This is a genomic window from Burkholderia sp. AU31652 (genome assembly GCF_002223155.1).
In the GTDB taxonomy this organism is placed as follows: Bacteria; Pseudomonadota; Gammaproteobacteria; order Burkholderiales; family Burkholderiaceae; genus Burkholderia.
Map to the genome: position 1 here is coordinate 766474 of NZ_NKFG01000003.1, position 15577 is coordinate 782050.

Genomic DNA, 15577 nt, shown 5'->3' on the forward strand with positions numbered 1-15577 from the left:
CTTGAAGCTTAGGCCGAGTCCCGATGACACGGTATGAGAAACGGTAACCGATCATTTCCGGGGGGCGGCCGCGCCAGTTGCGGCGCGACAGACGAAAACGGCGCTTCCGCCCCGCGGAAACGCCGTTGAACCGCCCGGCCCGCCGCTGGGCGACGACGCCCGGCCGGCCGATGTCGGACTGCTTACTTGCCGACCTGGTTACCGATGATGCCGCCGGCCGCCGCGCCGCCCAGCGTCGACAGCGCGTTGCCGCCGATCGCCGCGCCGGCGACGCCGCCGACGCCCGCACCGATTGCCGTATCACGCTGGCGTCGCGACATCGAATCGCAGGCCGACAGGCTGGCCACTGTCGCGACGAGGAGAGCGTATACCCCAAAACGCCGAATCGAATTCATGATCGTTGTCCTTGTGGTAGTGAACGGAAGGCGCACGACCGGCTGGCGGCCGTGCATGTCCCCAATCTACGCGCCGTCCCGCGCTGCTGCTGTAAGGACTTGTTAAGGCTCGCGCGGTTTCGTAATCAATTGTTTCGCATGGACCGGCAGGCACGCGACATGCGCAAAAAAGCCCGCTCGAAAGCGGGCTTCGTGCCTGGCGAGACGATCCGGCGGGGAGCGCCGGACCGCGCATTCGCTTACTGGCGATGATAGATTTCGGCGCCGGTCTTGACGAACTCGACCGCCTTCACTTCCATCCCCTTCTTCAGCGCCTCGGTTTCCGACACGCCCTGCTGCGCCGCGAACTCGCGCACGTCCTGCGTGATCTTCATCGAGCAGAAGTGCGGGCCGCACATCGAGCAGAAGTGCGCGACCTTCGCGGAATCCTTCGGCAGCGTTTCGTCGTGGAACTCGCGCGCCTTGTCCGGATCGAGGCCGATGTTGAACTGGTCTTCCCAGCGGAACTCGAAGCGCGCCTTCGACAGCGCGTTGTCGCGCACCTGCGCGCCCGGGTGGCCCTTTGCGAGATCGGCGGCGTGCGCGGCGAGCTTGTACGTGATGATGCCTTCCTTCACGTCGTCCTTGTTCGGCAGGCCCAGGTGCTCCTTCGGCGTCACGTAGCAGAGCATCGCGGTGCCGAACCAGCCGATCATCGCGGCGCCGATGCCGGACGTGATGTGGTCGTAGCCCGGTGCGATGTCGGTGGTCAGCGGCCCGAGCGTGTAGAACGGCGCTTCCTTGCACCAGTCGAGCTGGAGATCCATGTTCTCCTTGATCAGCTGCATCGGCACGTGGCCGGGGCCTTCGATCATCACCTGCACGTCGTGCTTCCACGCGATCTGCGTGAGCTCGCCGAGCGTCTTCAGTTCGCCGAGCTGCGCTTCGTCGTTCGCGTCGTAGATCGAGCCGGGGCGCAGGCCGTCGCCGAGCGAGAAGCTCACGTCGTACGCCTTCATGATCTCGCAGATCTCTTCGAAGTGTTCGTACAGGAAGCTTTCCTTGTGATGCGCGAGGCACCACTTCGCCATGATCGAGCCGCCGCGCGACACGATGCCGGTCATCCGGTTCGCGGTGAGCGGCACATATTGCAGGCGCACGCCCGCATGGATCGTGAAGTAGTCGACGCCTTGCTCGGCCTGTTCGATCAGCGTGTCGCGGAAGATTTCCCAGGTGAGATCCTCGGCCTTGCCGTTGACCTTTTCCAGCGCCTGGTAGATCGGCACCGTGCCGATCGGCACCGGGCTGTTGCGGATGATCCACTCGCGCGTTTCATGGATGTGCTTGCCGGTCGACAGGTCCATCACCGTGTCGCCGCCCCAGCGGATCGCCCACGTCATCTTGTCGACTTCCTCGCCGATCGACGACGTGACGGCCGAGTTGCCGATGTTCGCGTTGATCTTCACGAGGAAGTTGCGGCCGATGATCATCGGCTCGGATTCCGGGTGGTTGATGTTCGCGGGGATGATCGCGCGGCCGCACGCCACTTCCGAGCGCACGAATTCCGGCGTGATCTCGGCCGGTGCGTTCGCGCCGAAGGCCGCTGCGCCGAACGCCTGGCCCGGGTGCTGGCGGCCCATCATCGCGGCGAGCTTCGCACCGTTCGGGCCGCTCGCCTTCAGGCTCTCGAGGTACTCGGCGCGGCGCTGGTTCTCGCGGATCGCGATGTATTCCATTTCCGGCGTGATGATGCCCTGGCGCGCGTAGTGCATCTGCGTGACGTTCTTGCCGGCCTGGGCACGGCGCGGGTTGCGGTGCAGGCCCGGGAACCGCAGGTCGGCGGTGGCCGGGTCGGCCGCGCGCTCGAGGCCGTACTGGCTCGACAGGCCGCCGAGCACTTCGGTGTCGCCGCGTGCCTCGATCCAGCCCTGACGCAGCGCGGCCAGGCCCGCGCGGATGTCGATCTTCGCGTCCGGATCGGTGTAGGGGCCCGATGTGTCGTACACGTAAATCGGCGGATTCTTTTCGCCGCCGAAGCCGGTCGGCGTGTCGGCCTGCGTGATTTCACGCATCGGCACGCGGATGTCGGGCTGGGAGCCGGTGACATAGACCTTGCGGGAATTCGGCAGCGGGGCGACGGCCGCGGCATCGACATGAGCGTCGGCGGACAGAAACTTCGGATTGGCGTTCATGCAATCTCCTGTGTGAGCGCCGGACAGGCGCTTCGGCGCTTGCCCGGAGCCCTTGACGTATGTGGGGCTCGAGCTAAGCAGGAGACGAGGCTTGGTGAGGCGGCGGATTTCGTCAGAAGGATGGCGGCGAAATCCGTACGCTTCCCTGCGCTGGCATTATCCAGATCAGGTTCAAAGGGTATTTCTCACCCGCAATGCCGGCTGTTTGACCGGGCGCATTGCAGGACCCCCGCGTTAGCAGGGCACACGATACACTGGCTTGGCGGCGGTTTCAACCGGGAGAGGATCGGCTGCCTCGGTGCGGCCGCAGCATGGCGGGCGGCACGGTGGCCCGTCGAAATGGCAGCGCGTGTCGCCGCCGCATGGCCTCCCGGCTGGGCCGGCCACGCAATGCGGTGCAGCATGACGCGCTTTCGCGCAACTTCAAAAAAAATTTTCGCAGCGGCTGTCATTTCCCGCGACGTCGTCCGTCTATTCGGCTCCTTAAACCCATGTTGTTTTGGAGAGATGTCATGAAAAAAGTACTGATTGCCGCTTGCGTCGCCGCTTTCGCCACGATCGCCACGGGCGCGTATGCGCAGAACGATGCGATGTCGCAGCCGGGCTCGTCGATGTCGAAGGACGCGATGGGCCACGACGCGATGGCCAAGGATGCAATGGGCCATGACGCGATGAAGAAGGACGGCATGAAGAAGCATGCGATGAAGAAAGACGCGATGAAGAAGGACGCGATGTCGCACGACGAGATGGGCAAGCCGTCGGGCGACAAGATGGCGCCGTCGAACTGACGAAAGGCGGACGCGGCGCGGCCGGCGCGTGCGTCGCACGGCGGCCGCCCGCATCGCGTCCCGTCCCGTTGACTCATTCCGGGAGTCTTCATCATGCAAACCGTTCCCGCCACCGGGCGCGCGGCCGCCACGCCGCCCGCGCGCCCGATCCATCCGCTGTGGGTGCGCGCGAGCCACTGGCTCAACGCGCTCGCGGCGATCCTGATGGTGCTGTCCGGCTGGCGCATCTACGACGCGTCGCCGATCTATCCGCCGTTCACGTTCCCGCACGGGATCACGATCGGCGGCTGGCTCGGCGGCGCGCTGCAATGGCATTTCGCGGCGATGTGGCTGCTCGTCTTCAACGGACTGTTCTACCTGACGATGTCGATCGCGACGGGGCGCCTCGCGCGCAAGATGCTGCCCGTCACGCCGGCGTCGATCTGGCGCGACATCCGTGCCGCGCTGGGCGGGCGGCTGTCGCACGCCGACCTGAGCGTCTACAACGCGGTGCAGCGCGCCGCCTACCTGACCGCGATTGTCGATCTCGTCGTGCTGGTGCTGTCGGGGCTCACGATCTGGAAATCCGTGCAATTCCCGCTGCTGCGCGAATTGTTCGGCGGCTACGACAACGCGCGAGTCGTGCACTTCTGGGCGATGTCGCTGCTCGTCGCATTCATTGCCGTTCACGTCGCGATGGCGCTGCTGGTGCCGCGCTCGCTGCTCGCGATGCTGCGCGGGCGCTGACCCGTCAACCTCGGGTGAAGGAAATCATCATGTCGGAATCCGAAACCAAGCGCGACGGTTCGCGCTGGACGCTCGACCGGAAGTCGCTCGAACTCGACGTGCGCCGCGAGCTCGAGATGCCGTCGCGGCGGCTGTTCAACCGGCGCGTGCTGACGCTCGGCGGGCTGACGATGCTGACCGGCTGCACGCTGAAGGACGACGCGTCGGTCAACACGTTCCTCGAGACGGTGTCGCGCATGAACGACCGCGTGCAGGCCTGGCTGTTCAGCGGCGAGCGGCTCGCGCCGACCTACACCGAAGCCGACATCACGCGACCGTTCCCGTTCAACGCGTACTACGGGATCGACGACGTGCCGCACGTCGACGCGTCGACGTATCGGCTCGTGCTGTCCGGCCGCGTGACGGGCAAGCGCGTGTGGACGCTCGACGAACTGTATGCGCTGCCGCACGCGGAACAGATCACGCGGCATATCTGCGTGGAAGGGTGGAGTGCGATCGGCCGCTGGGGCGGTACGCCGTTCGGCGCGTTTCTCGCCCGCGCCGGCGCCGACACGCGGGCGAAGTACGTCGGCTTCAAGTGCGCGGACGATTACTACGAAAGCATCGACATGCCGACCGCGCTGCATCCGCAGACGCTGCTCGCGTTCGACTACGACGGCCAGCGGCTGCCGCCGGAGTTCGGTTTCCCGATGAAGCTGCGGATGCCGACCAAGCTCGGCTACAAGAATCCGAAGCACATCATGGAGATCTTCGTGACCGATACGTTTCCGGGCGGCTACTGGGTCGACCAGGGGTACAACTGGTTCGGCGGATCGTGAGCGGTGCGGTGCGGTTGGCGGCGGGAGGTGGCGGCGCATGCGCGTGCCGCGATGCGTCGGGCATCGCGGCATCGCACGTGACGCGTCACGCGGATTCGCGCACCTGGAGGTCGACGCGCAGGCCGACGGCCGCCGCCATGTTCACGAGCGCGTCGAGCCCGAACAGGTTGATCTTGCCGCGCATCAGGTCGGAGACGCGCGGCTGCGTGACGCCCAGTTGTTCCGCAGCCTGGGCCTGACTGAGCTCGAGCTGCGCGATGCGCTGCTTGAGCGCGATCATCAGTTCGGATCGCAGCTTCATGTTCTCGGCTTCAGCCGGCTGGCCCTCGATTGCGTCCCAGACGCTTGAATGACGGTCGTTGGTCATCGTTTCCTCTCCATCGTCAGCACGCGATAGCGCCGGGCGGCCAGTTCGATATCGGCCCTGGTCGTGCGCGCCGCTTGCTTCCGGAAGCGGTGCAGCACGTAGACGGCGTCGGCGAATGTCGCGACGTAAATGATCCGGAACGCGCCGCTCGCATCGCGCAGGCGAATTTCCCGCACGCCGATGCCGACGGTGCGCATCGGCTTCCAGTCGTCGGGCGCGAACCCGCGTTGTACCTGGTCGATCTGGTGGCCGGCTTCGCGTCGTGCGGGCAGCGGAAAGCCGCGAAGATCCGCTAGCGCGCTGCCGACGAAGACAACAGGCTTCGTCGGGAGAATGGTTGGATTATACAAAATTTTGTATGGGCGGTACGGGTGTCGAAGGAAGGTCGTCCAGCGCATGACGCGCGTGAGCCGACCGTCACGATAAGGGGGAAGCGCGGGCCGGCGTGCAGGACTGGCCGTTCGGCCGATGGCTGACTCGATCGCGACGGATGGCGTGGATGGCGGGGCGGATTGACACCCTGGCAACGCACGCGTGTCGCATATCCGGCCCCCGATTTCACCCGCCCACCGGTCGGGAAATGTCGCGCGGAAACATCATTCGCGATCCTTTCAGACTGGTCCGACGATGCTTTCGAATCCTTGATGCCATAATGCCGAGCGTGCGCAGCCGAAACGGTTGCGCGCGTTTTTTTTGTCCCTCTGCCGCCGCTTGCCGGTTCTCTTTCGTCGCCGTTCGCACTGCCATGTCGTTCCGCACGTTCGCTCTGCCTTCCCGGTCCCGCCAGGGCCGTTTGCCGGCATCGCCGGCGCCTTTCAGCGGAGCACGCGGCGTGACGTGCGGGCAGGCTGCTCGATGACGCCGCTCGACCGCCTCCTCGATTTCTTCGCCCGCTTCTCGTTCCGGATCCGCCTGCCGCAAAGCCGCGGCGGCCGCGTCGCGCTGGCGCTCGTCTTCATCTATTTCGTCTGGGGTTCGACCTACAGCGGCCTGCATTTCGCGCTGCAGTCGTTCCCGCCGCTGCTGCTGTCGGGGCTGCGCAACCTGCTCGGCGGGATCGGCCTGTTCATCTTCGCGCTGCGGCGCAAGCCCGAATGGCCGACGCTGCTCGAAATCCGCAATGCGGGGATCGTCGGCACGATGCTCGTCGCGCTGTCGTCCGGCACGATCGCGCTCGGGATCAGTCTGGTCAGCAGCGGTTCGGCCGCGGTGATGGTGGCCACGGTGCCGCTGTTCGCGACCGTGATCGCCGCAGTTGCCGGGCGGCCGGTCACGAAAGGCGAGTGGTCGGCCGTGGCGCTCGGGATGGTCGGCATCGTCGTGCTGAACTCGGGCGGCGCGGCCGCGCACAATTCGGCGCTCGGCACGATCTGCGTGCTGGCCGGCGCCCTGTTCTGGGCCGGTGGCGCGCATCTCGCGACGCGGCTCAAGCTGCCGTCCGACCTGTTCCTGTCCACGTCGCTGCAGATCGGCCTCGGCGGCATGATCTCGACGCTCGTCGCGTGGCTGGTCGGTGAGCGCGTCGAGCACCTGATGGTGGGGCCGGTGTTCGCGTTCCTGTACCTGATGGTGTTCTGCACGATGGCCGCGTACGTCGCGTACGGCTACCTGATCCGCCACACGAGCCCGATCATCGCGAGCAGCTGCATGTACGTGAACCCGATCGTCGCGGTCGCGCTCGGTGCGCTGCTGCTTGGCGAGCCGGTGACGATGGCGACGGTGGTCGCGACCGTCGCGATCCTCGGCAGCGTCGGGCTGTCGTTCGTATTCGATCCGGCGCGCCGGCCCGCGGCGCGCGCGGCGGCTGCCAGCTCGGCGGCCGTGGCGGCTGCGTCGACGGCGGAGGCTGCAGCGGCGCCCGAACAGATCGCGGTGCCGGAGGCGGCGCCGATCCTGGCGCCTTCCGCCGTTCCGCTGGCCGTGCCGACGCCGGCTGCCGTGATGGATCCTGCCGCGGTCATTGAACCGGCACCGGCGTTCGCCACGCCGCCCATCGCCGAACCGGCACCGGCGTTCGCTCCATCACCCGCCGCCGAACCGGCCGCACCCCGCGCCGACGCGTGACGCGTGACGTGGCCGGTCGCGCTCAGTCGCGCCGGCCGCCGCGATGGTGGAACCATCCCCCGAGCGCGGTGAACACCAGCCCGGTTGCACACATGCCGATCCAGCCGAACGCGTGCCATGCGGCGACGCCGGCCGACGAGCCGAGTGCGCCGCCGATGAAATAGCACACCATGTACACCGTGTTGACGCGGCTGCGCGCCTCGGGCTTCAGCGCATAGATGCGCGACTGGTTCGAGATCTGCGCGGCCTGCACGCCGACGTCCAGCACGATCACGCCGATCACGAGCCCGACGAGGCTCGAGCCCGACAGCGCGAAGATCACGAACGAGAGCGCGAGCAGCGCGATCGCGAGCGAGATGATCGCGCGCGGGCCGCGCTTGTCCGCGAAGCGGCCCGCGTACGGTGCCGCGAGCGCACCCGCCGCGCCGACGATCCCGAACAGGCCGGCGGCCTGCGGGCCGAGATGGAACGGCGCGCCGGCGAGCAGCAGCGTCAGCACGGGCCAGAACGCGCTGAATGCCGCGAACAGCGCGGCACCCGTCAGCGATGCCTCGCGCAGCCCGCGCAATTCGATCGCCAGATGCCACATCGAGCCGAGCAGCTTGCCGTACGACAGCGTCGACGTCGGCGAGCTGCGCGGCAGCCGCAGCACGATCACGGCGGCGAGCGCGACGAGCGCCGCGACCGACGCGGCGAACACCGCGCGCCAGCCGAAATACTCGGCGACGAAGCCGGCGGCCGTCCGCGCGAGCAGGATGCCGAGCAGCAGGCCGCTCATCACGGTGCCGACTGCATGCCCGCGTTCGGCGGGCGGCGCGATCTCGGCGGCGAACGGCACGGCCTGTTGCGCGATGGTCGCGAGTACGCCGATCGCGAGGCTCGCGACGGCAAGCACGGCCAGCGACGGCGCGGTGGCCGCGACGATCAGCGCGACCGACAGGCCGGCGATCTGCATCAGGATCAGCCCGCGGCGGTCGAAGCGGTCGCCGAGCGGCGCGAGCAGGAACATGCCGGCCGCATAGCCGAGCTGCGTCGCGGTCGGCACCGCGCCGATCCACGAAGCGCCGTCGGGAAACGCCGAGCGGAAGCTGTCGAGCAGCGGCTGGTTGTAGTAGATGTTCGCGACGGACACCCCCGCGATCGTCGCGAGCAGCAACAGCAGGCTGCGCGAATAGTGAGGCGAGGCGGCGTCGGTCGGACGGTCGGTGGGGGCGGTGGACATGGCTGCGCGAACGGAAGTGGGGCGGCGCAGCGCGCGGCGCACGCGTCGGGTGCGCAGGCGGGCGGGGCGCCGTCGAGGCTGCCGATCATACCGGAGCGACGGGAATCCTGCCGGACGGGGGCAGATCGGCCAAACCGGCCAAATCTGTGTAACCGGCCGGTCGCTGCCCGTCATCGTGCGTGCGTCAACCCGTCAGTCGACCAGCTCACCCGTCGGTTCATAGAACGGATACGGCCCGGCCCCTTCGTCGACATACACGTGATGTGACGTCATCCCCGCATCGGGCACATAGTGATGGACCGCGAACGCCGGCGGTTCGAGCCGGAACGCGGAAGGCCCGTCGGGCCGCAGGTCGAATGCGACCTGATGCGCGGGCGACGGCACCGCGGCGGCGAGCGTGCCGCCGAAGCGCGTGAACATCGTGCGATGCACGTGGCCGCACAGCACGCGCTCGACGTTCGGATGGCCGCGCAGCAGCGCGTCGAGTTTCGCGGAGGCGGCCGGCGCGAGGCGCAGCTTGTCCATGTGGCCGATTCCCGACGCGAACGGCGGGTGATGCAGCGCGACGATCACCGGGCGGTCGCGCGCCGCGTCGAGTTGCGCGGCGAGCCAGGCGAGCCGTGCGTCACACAGGTCGCCGTAGCTTGCGCCCGGCACCTGCGAATCGAGCGCGAGCACGCGCACCGCGCCGATGTCGAGCGTGTATTGCACGAATTCGCCCGCCTGCAGCTCGGCGCGATCGGCGAACGCGCGGCGCAGCCCGGCGCGGTCGTCGTGATTGCCGATCATCAGGTAGTACGGAATCTCGAGCGCGGCGAGCAGCCCGCGCAGGTTGCCGTACTCCTCGTCGTGGCCGAAATCGGTCAGGTCGCCGGTGACGAGCACCGCATCCGGGCGCGGCACGAGCGCGTTCAGTTTTTCGATGCAGCGCGTGAGCGCGGCCGCGGTGTCGACGCGCCGGTACGCGAGCTGTCCCGGACGCTTGATGTGGAGATCGCTGATTTGAGCAAGCAGCATCGTCGTTCCTCGGAATTGTCTGATTGTTGTCACGGCGTCGTGCGCCGCGGTGGGGTGCTGCATGAATGATGCCGGAAGGACGGATCAGGCGCCGAGCGCGATCAGGCCTTCGGGCGCGACCGTGAGGCCGACCGCCGTGCCGCGTGCGAGTGCGATGCGGCCCGGCACGTCGATCACGAGCGCGTCGGGGGCCGCGTGCTCGATCGTGAGCCGCGTGCGCTCGCCGAGGAACGCGCATGCACTCACGACGCCGCGCAACGGCGCATGCGCGGGATCGGCCAGTTGCGCATCCTCGGGGCGGAAGAACCACTCGTCGGCGGCGTGCGGCGTCGCGATCGCGCCGCCCGTGGTCACCAGCGTGCCGTCACGCCATTGCCCGGCGAGCCGGTTCAGCGTGCCGATGAACTGCGCGACCGTGCGGTTGGCCGGGTGGTAGTAGATGTCGCGCGGCGTGCCGATCTGCTCGATGCGGCCCGCGCCCATCACGACGATGCGGTCGCCGAGCTCCATCGCTTCGGCCTGGTCGTGCGTCACGTAGACCGTCGTCACGCCGAGTTCGCGCAGCAGCGCATTCATCTCGCGACGCAGCGTGTCGCGCAGCTTTGCGTCGAGCGCGGTCAGCGGCTCGTCGAGCAGCAGCACGCGCGGTCGCACCGCCAGTGCGCGGGCCAGTGCGACGCGCTGGCGCTGGCCGCCCGACAGCTGGTCGATCGGCTTGTCCGCATGCGCGTCGAGCCGCATCATCGCGAGCAGCTCGTCGACGCGCTCGCGCAGCGCGCGTGGCTCGGTCTTGCGGATCTTCAGCCCGTAGCCGACGTTGCCGCGCACCGTCAGGTTCGGAAACAGCGCGTAGTTCTGGAACACCATGCCGACCTGCCGGCGCTCGATCGGCAGCGCGGTCACGTCGTCATGGCCGAATGCGATCGTGCCGCCGGCGTCCGGCGTGTCGAGGCCCGCGATCAGGCGCAGCGTCGTGGTCTTGCCGCAGCCGGACGGCCCGAGCAGCACGAGCGTTTCGCCCGCGCCGATCGACAGGTCGAGCGGCTCGAGCACGCGCGTGCCGCGGAACGTCTTCGCGCAGCGGGTGAGGGTGATGGGAGTGGAATCGAGTTTCATGTCTGCAAGAAATTCAGCGCGGGCGCTTCTTGAGTGCCCGCGTGCCGGACGGATCGACGCCGAGCCACTGCATCGCGACGAGCAGCGGCAGTGTCATCAGCAGGAACAGGATCGTGTACGCGCTGCCGACTTCGAGGCGCAGCGACGCATACGTGTCGGCGAGCCCGACCGGCAGCGTCTTGGTGTCGGGCGTGTGCAGCATCCACGTGAGGTTGAATTCGCCGATCGACAGCGTGAGCACCGCGAGCGCACCCGCGACGATGCCGGGGCGCAGGTTCGGCAGCACGATCGTGACGAAGCGCGTGACGAACGACGCACCCAGGCTGGCCGCGCCTTCCTCGAGCGTGCGCAGGTCGGCGCCGGCCGCGACGGCCGCCACCGCGCGCACCATGAACGGCAGCGTGAACACGACGTGGCCGACGACGATGAACCACAGGCTCATCCGGAACGCGGTGAAGCCGCCATACACGACCAGCAGCGCGAGCGCCGATGCAAGGCCGGGCAGCGCGACCGGCAGCACGAGCGCCTCCTCGATCGCGCGCGCGGCGCGGCTCTTGCTGCGCGCGAGCGCGTAGCCGGCCGGCACGCCGATCGCGAGCACGATCGCGAGCGTCGCGAACGCGACGTAAAGCGACAGCGCGACCGAGCCGTGATACTGCTGCCACACCTGTTCGAGCCAGCGCAGCGTGAGGCCGCTCGACAGGCCGCGGAAATAGTTGACGGTGAGGCCCGCGAGCACCGACATCACGACGGGCACGATCAGGAACGCGCAGAGCAGCAGCGTGACGCCCCATTGCAGCGCGGCGATCGCGCGCGCGCCGGTGACGCGCGGCGCGCGGCGGGCGACGCCGTTCGCCTGCGCGGGAGCGGGAGCCGGGGCCGGCGACGGCGCGGAAGAGCCGGAAAGCGATTGCATGCAGGAATCCTCAGGCCGCGGCGGCGGCGGTGTGGCCGGTGAAGCGGCGCGCGAGTGCGAGCACGGCCCAGGTGACGATGCCGAGCACGATCGACAGGCCGGCCGCCGTCGCGATGTTCGCGTTCAGCGTGAACTCGGTATAGATCGTCATCGGCAGCACGTTCAGGTCGGTGGCGAGCGTGAACGCGGTACCGAACGCGCCCATCGCGGTCGCGAAGCAGATCGCGCCGGCCGCGATCAGCCCCGGCGCGAGCGCGGGCAGCACGATGTCGACGAAGATGCGCCACGGCGATGCGCCGAGCGAACGCGCGGCTTCCTCGAGCGACGCGTCGAGCTTGGACGCCGCCGCGATCACGGTGACGATCACGCGCGGAATCGAGAAGTACAGGTAGCCGATGAACAGCCCGGCGACTGAGTACGCGAACACCCACTTGTCACCGGTGAGCTTCGCGGACAGCATGCCGATCAACCCCTGCCGGCCGGCGAGCATGATCACCATGAAGCCGACGACGACGCCCGGGAACGCGAGCGGAAACGTGAGCAGCGCGAGCAGCACGCGCTTGCCCGCGAATTCGCGGCGTGCGAGCAGGAGGCCCGAGATCGTCGACAGCGCGAGTGTCGCGAGCGTGACGCCCGCGGACAGCGCGATGGTCTCGCCGAGGCTCTTCATGTAGCGCGCATTGCCGAGCAGCGCCGCGTAGTGCGGGAAGAACGCGCCGTCGGCGGACACCTGCACGAGTGCCGCCATCGGCAGCAGCCAGAACGCGGCGAACACCGCAAGCGCCGGCGCGACGAGCGCGACGCGCCAGCGCAGCGGGAAAGTCAGGTCAAGCATCGATGAGGTCCGGCCGCTTACTGCATGACTTGCAGGTATTGCTGGCCGAATGCCTGCTGGCCGGCTGCCATCTTGCCGAAGTCGACCGGTTTCGCACGCGCATATTCGCTCGCCGGCAGGAACTTCGATGCGATGTCGGCGCCGAGCGTCTGCGCGCGCACCGGGCGCAGGTACGCGTTGGCCCACAGCTTCTGGCCTTCGTCGGACAACACGAAGTCGAGCACCTTCTTGCCGTTCGCGTCGTGCGGGGCGCCCTTCACGAGACTCATCACGTACGGCACGGCGATCGTGCCTTCCTTCGGAATCACGAACTCGACGTTCGCGCTGTCCTTGTACTTCGCGCGATACGCGTCGAAGTCGTAGTCGAGCAGGATCGGAATTTCACCCGACAGCACGCGCGCGTATGCGGTCTGCTTCGGCACGATCGGTGCGTTCGTCTTCAGCTTCCTGAACCAGTCGAGCGCCGGCTTGAAATTGTCGAGGCTGCCGCCGAGCGCCTGGTTCACGGCCACCGCGCCCGCATAGCCGACGAACGCACTCGACGGGTCGAGATAGCCGACCATGCCCTTGTATTCCGGCTTCAGCAGATCGGCCCACGAGCGCGGCACCGGCTTGCCGTCGAGCGCGTCCTTGTTCACGAAGAAGCCGAGCGTGCCCGAATGGATCGCGAACCAGTAGCCTTGCGGGTCCTTCAGGTTCGCGGGGATGTCGTTCCAGTGCGTGGGCTTGTACGGCGCGATCACGCCCTTGTCTTTCGCCTGGAACGCCGACGACACGCCGAGGTAGACGACGTCGGCGACCGGGCTCTTCTGCTCGGCGATCAGCTGCGCGATCGACTGGCCCGAGTTCTTGTTGTCGAACGGCACGCGGATGCCGGTCTTCTGCTTGATCGCCGCGATCTGCGCGGCCCAGTCGGCCCATTCGGGCGGGCAGTTGTAGCAGATCGCCGTTTCGTCGGCGTGGGCGGCGGGCGCGCCGGCGAGGAGCGCGGCGCAGGCGACGGGCGCTGCGAGCGCGCGCAGCAGCGAGGTCAGGCGAAAGGACACGGTAGGTCTCCGGGCGAGGGTGAGGCGCTGGGGTGGCGTGGTGGTGTACAGGGTGCGCGGCGCGGGTTCAGGCCTTGCGCAATTGCAGGTCGGTGGCCGGCGGCGCCACGGTTGCGCCGTCGCGCACTACGTGCGGCAGGATCAGCGACGTGCGTTCGATCGCTGCGCCGCCGATGCATTCGACGAGGCGCTGCCATGCGTGGCGGCCGATGTCGCGGTTCGGCGTCGCGACGCTCGCGAGCGGCGGTGCGAGCAGTTCGCCGAGCGCGATCCCGTCGAAGCCGAGCACCGACAGGTCGTCGGGAATCGAGAAGCCCGCGCGGCGCAGGCCGCGCATCACGACCATCGCGAGCAGGTCGTTGCTGCAGAAGAGCGCGGTCGGGCGCGTCGCGTGCGCGGTGAGATGCGCGAGCACCGCGTCGGGCAACTCGGGCGCGTTGAAGTCGACTTCGACCGGCGGCAGCGTGGCGACGCCGATTTCCTCGAGGGCCTGCGCATAGCCGAGATGACGCTGGCGTGCGCGATCCGACGCGGCGAGCGAGCCGGCCAGCATCAGCACGCGGCGGTGGCCGCGCGCGGTCAGCAGCCGCACGCCGTCATACGCGGCACGGCGGTTGTCGACCGACACCGACGGGCGACGCTGCGTGTCGTTGTGCATCAGCACGTAGTGCGGGCCGTCGTGGTCGAGCATGTCGAGCAGCGGGTGGGTATCCGCATCGGCGACGGTGAGGATCAGCCCTTCGACGCGCTGCTCGCGCAGCGTCTCGATCGCGTGACGCTCGCGCGCCGCGTCGTATTCGGTCGTCATCAGGATCAGCTTGAAGCCGGCCGCGGTCGCGAGTTCGTCGATGCCTTGCAGGCAGTCGGCGAACACGGGGTTCGACAACGTCGGCACGACGACGCCGACGAGGCGCGTGCGCTCGCCGCGCAGTTGCCGGCCGAGCGGGCTCGGGCGGAACTGCAGCGTATCGATCGCGGTGCGGATCGTTTGCAGCGTGGCGGGGCTGACGGTATGCGGGGCGTTGATCGCGCGCGAGACGGTGGCGATCGAGAAGCCCGCGAGGGCAGCGACGTCCTTGATGGTCGAGGTCATGAAAGCTTGCGATGTAAACGTTTTCGGCCGGGAAATTATCGAAAACGTTTGTGACTTCGCGATGACTTAGGCGACGCTTGTTTCGCAAAAAGCACGACACAAACGTCTGACGGATAGGGCCGTCGGACGACGCGGATTCGATTGTATCGGGGATGCTGCGGCGCGGGAGGAAATCGTTGGCGGCGGTGTGGCGGCGTCGACGACAAAGGATGAATCCGTGGGGGCGTGATGCGGCGGCGCGGAATAAGGGAACGCATGGGCAAGCAATGGTAGAATCGCGTCCGCCCTCTTGCCGGGGTGATGAAATTGGTAAACATAGCGGACTTAAACGATTGAGTGCCCGGTCGGAAACGGTCGGTGCAGAACCCTTCAAATTCGGCGAAACCCCTGATGCGCGCATCGAGGCAACGCCGAGCCAAGCCTCGCGGCATCCGCGAGGAAGGTGTAGAGACTAGACGGGGGGCGCCTAAGGCGCATGGGCAGCAGGTAAAGCCCGCGCGCGACGGCGAAGGCATAGTCCAGCGCACGAACGGCATCGCGCACGCGACGCCGGCTTTGAAAGAAGCAGTGTGACGAAAATCCGCCGCCTTAACTGGCTTGCCGGTTCGAGTCCGGTCCCCGGCACCAATTTGCAATCCAAGAGCGTCTCTGGGACATACAGAAACCCGCGATAGCGCAAGTCTTCGCGGGTTTTTAATTCCAGCGATGTCCAGTGCTGCCCTCCTGAATCCGGGGCATGTGGGGGCACCTTCGCGGGAATATGAGTTTGCAGTAAATACCCCTGAGAAAAATGCCCCCTCGGGCCGCAATGTGCTCCGTGCCGTTGACAGGCCGCGCTATCCGAAAACCCCCCACGTGATAAGTCGAACCGCCTTCCAGATGGCGGTGGAATGTATCTGGCGGTATCTCCAGCGGGTGGGAAATATTGGCGGCTTCAAGTATCGTTTTGCGGGCAAGGAGATCATCACTGAACTCCTGAAAGGAGAGAGGGGCGTCGACGTAC

The 15577-nt window shown here is 67.5% G+C and carries 15 protein-coding genes, 1 pseudogene and 1 riboswitch; of the genes and pseudogenes, 5 read left to right on the forward strand and 11 right to left on the reverse strand.

Annotated elements, in window-relative coordinates:
* Nucleotides 1-182 precede the first annotated feature (182 nt).
* Nucleotides 183-395, reverse strand: coding sequence for a glycine zipper 2TM domain-containing protein (locus CFB40_RS06275; RefSeq protein ID WP_069247576.1), 213 nt, complete (start codon nt 393-395; stop codon nt 183-185).
* Nucleotides 396-634: 239 nt separating this feature from the next.
* Nucleotides 635-2566 carry a phosphomethylpyrimidine synthase ThiC gene (gene thiC, locus CFB40_RS06280; RefSeq protein ID WP_048024440.1) on the reverse strand — a complete coding sequence of 644 codons (1932 nt, stop codon included), beginning with the start codon at nt 2564-2566 and terminating at the stop codon, nt 635-637.
* A gap of 124 nt (nt 2567-2690) precedes the next feature.
* Nucleotides 2691-2807: riboswitch (TPP riboswitch) on the reverse strand.
* 271 nt (nt 2808-3078) lie between these two features.
* Here thiC and CFB40_RS06285 point away from each other — a divergent pair.
* From CFB40_RS06285 to CFB40_RS06295, 3 genes are all read left to right on the forward strand, one after another.
* Nucleotides 3079-3354: a pentapeptide MXKDX repeat protein gene (locus CFB40_RS06285; protein ID WP_011351498.1), complete on the forward strand. Its 276-nt coding sequence runs from the start codon at nt 3079-3081 to the stop codon at nt 3352-3354.
* A 93-nt stretch (nt 3355-3447) separates the two neighbouring features.
* Nucleotides 3448-4080 carry a cytochrome b/b6 domain-containing protein gene (locus tag CFB40_RS06290; protein WP_089430823.1) on the forward strand — a complete coding sequence of 211 codons (633 nt, stop codon included), beginning with the start codon at nt 3448-3450 and terminating at the stop codon, nt 4078-4080.
* Between the two features lie 29 nt (nt 4081-4109).
* Entirely contained in the window at nt 4110-4898 is a 789-nt protein-coding gene (locus CFB40_RS06295; RefSeq protein WP_089425873.1) for a molybdopterin-dependent oxidoreductase, read from the forward strand.
* An 85-nt stretch (nt 4899-4983) separates the two neighbouring features.
* Here CFB40_RS06295 and CFB40_RS06300 read toward each other — a convergent pair whose 3' ends face one another.
* Entirely contained in the window at nt 4984-5265 is a 282-nt protein-coding gene (locus tag CFB40_RS06300; protein WP_089430824.1) for a helix-turn-helix domain-containing protein, read from the reverse strand.
* Nucleotides 5262-5615 (reverse strand): type II toxin-antitoxin system RelE/ParE family toxin, encoded by a 354-nt coding sequence (locus CFB40_RS06305; RefSeq protein ID WP_089430825.1) that lies wholly within the window; start codon nt 5613-5615, stop codon nt 5262-5264. The genes CFB40_RS06300 and CFB40_RS06305 overlap by 4 nt, the downstream gene beginning before the upstream one ends.
* A 505-nt stretch (nt 5616-6120) precedes the next feature.
* On the opposite strand from CFB40_RS06305, the gene CFB40_RS06315 reads away from it, so the two are divergent.
* On the forward strand, nt 6121-7329 hold the full coding sequence (locus CFB40_RS06315) for an EamA family transporter (RefSeq protein ID WP_089425874.1): 1209 nt from the start codon (nt 6121-6123) through the stop codon (nt 7327-7329).
* Nucleotides 7330-7351: 22 nt separating this feature from the next.
* Here CFB40_RS06315 and CFB40_RS06320 read toward each other — a convergent pair whose 3' ends face one another.
* From CFB40_RS06320 to CFB40_RS06350, 7 genes are all read right to left on the reverse strand, one after another.
* Nucleotides 7352-8551 (reverse strand): MFS transporter, encoded by a 1200-nt coding sequence (locus CFB40_RS06320; RefSeq protein WP_089430826.1) that lies wholly within the window; start codon nt 8549-8551, stop codon nt 7352-7354.
* 192 nt (nt 8552-8743) lie between these two features.
* Nucleotides 8744-9568 carry a phosphodiesterase gene (locus CFB40_RS06325; RefSeq protein WP_089424927.1) on the reverse strand — a complete coding sequence of 275 codons (825 nt, stop codon included), beginning with the start codon at nt 9566-9568 and terminating at the stop codon, nt 8744-8746.
* 84 nt (nt 9569-9652) lie between these two features.
* The gene (locus CFB40_RS06330) at nt 9653-10684 is read right to left on the reverse strand and encodes an ABC transporter ATP-binding protein (protein ID WP_089424928.1); all 1032 of its coding nucleotides are present in this window, start codon (nt 10682-10684) and stop codon (nt 9653-9655) included.
* 13 nt (nt 10685-10697) lie between these two features.
* Nucleotides 10698-11600: an ABC transporter permease gene (locus CFB40_RS06335; RefSeq protein ID WP_089430827.1), complete on the reverse strand. Its 903-nt coding sequence runs from the start codon at nt 11598-11600 to the stop codon at nt 10698-10700.
* A 10-nt stretch (nt 11601-11610) separates the two neighbouring features.
* Nucleotides 11611-12435, reverse strand: coding sequence for an ABC transporter permease (locus CFB40_RS06340; RefSeq protein ID WP_089430828.1), 825 nt, complete (start codon nt 12433-12435; stop codon nt 11611-11613).
* A 17-nt stretch (nt 12436-12452) separates the two neighbouring features.
* Nucleotides 12453-13481, reverse strand: a complete 1029-nt coding sequence (locus tag CFB40_RS06345) for an ABC transporter substrate-binding protein (protein WP_089430829.1) — start codon at nt 13479-13481, stop codon at nt 12453-12455.
* A gap of 67 nt (nt 13482-13548) precedes the next feature.
* A complete protein-coding gene (locus CFB40_RS06350; RefSeq protein ID WP_089430830.1) occupies nt 13549-14574 on the reverse strand; it encodes a LacI family DNA-binding transcriptional regulator in 1026 nt (341 codons plus the stop codon).
* An 887-nt stretch (nt 14575-15461) separates the two neighbouring features.
* On the opposite strand from CFB40_RS06350, the pseudogene CFB40_RS39475 reads away from it, so the two are divergent.
* Nucleotides 15462-15545, forward strand: a pseudogene (locus CFB40_RS39475) (hypothetical protein); the annotation flags it as partial.
* Nucleotides 15546-15577: the final 32 nt, after the last annotated feature.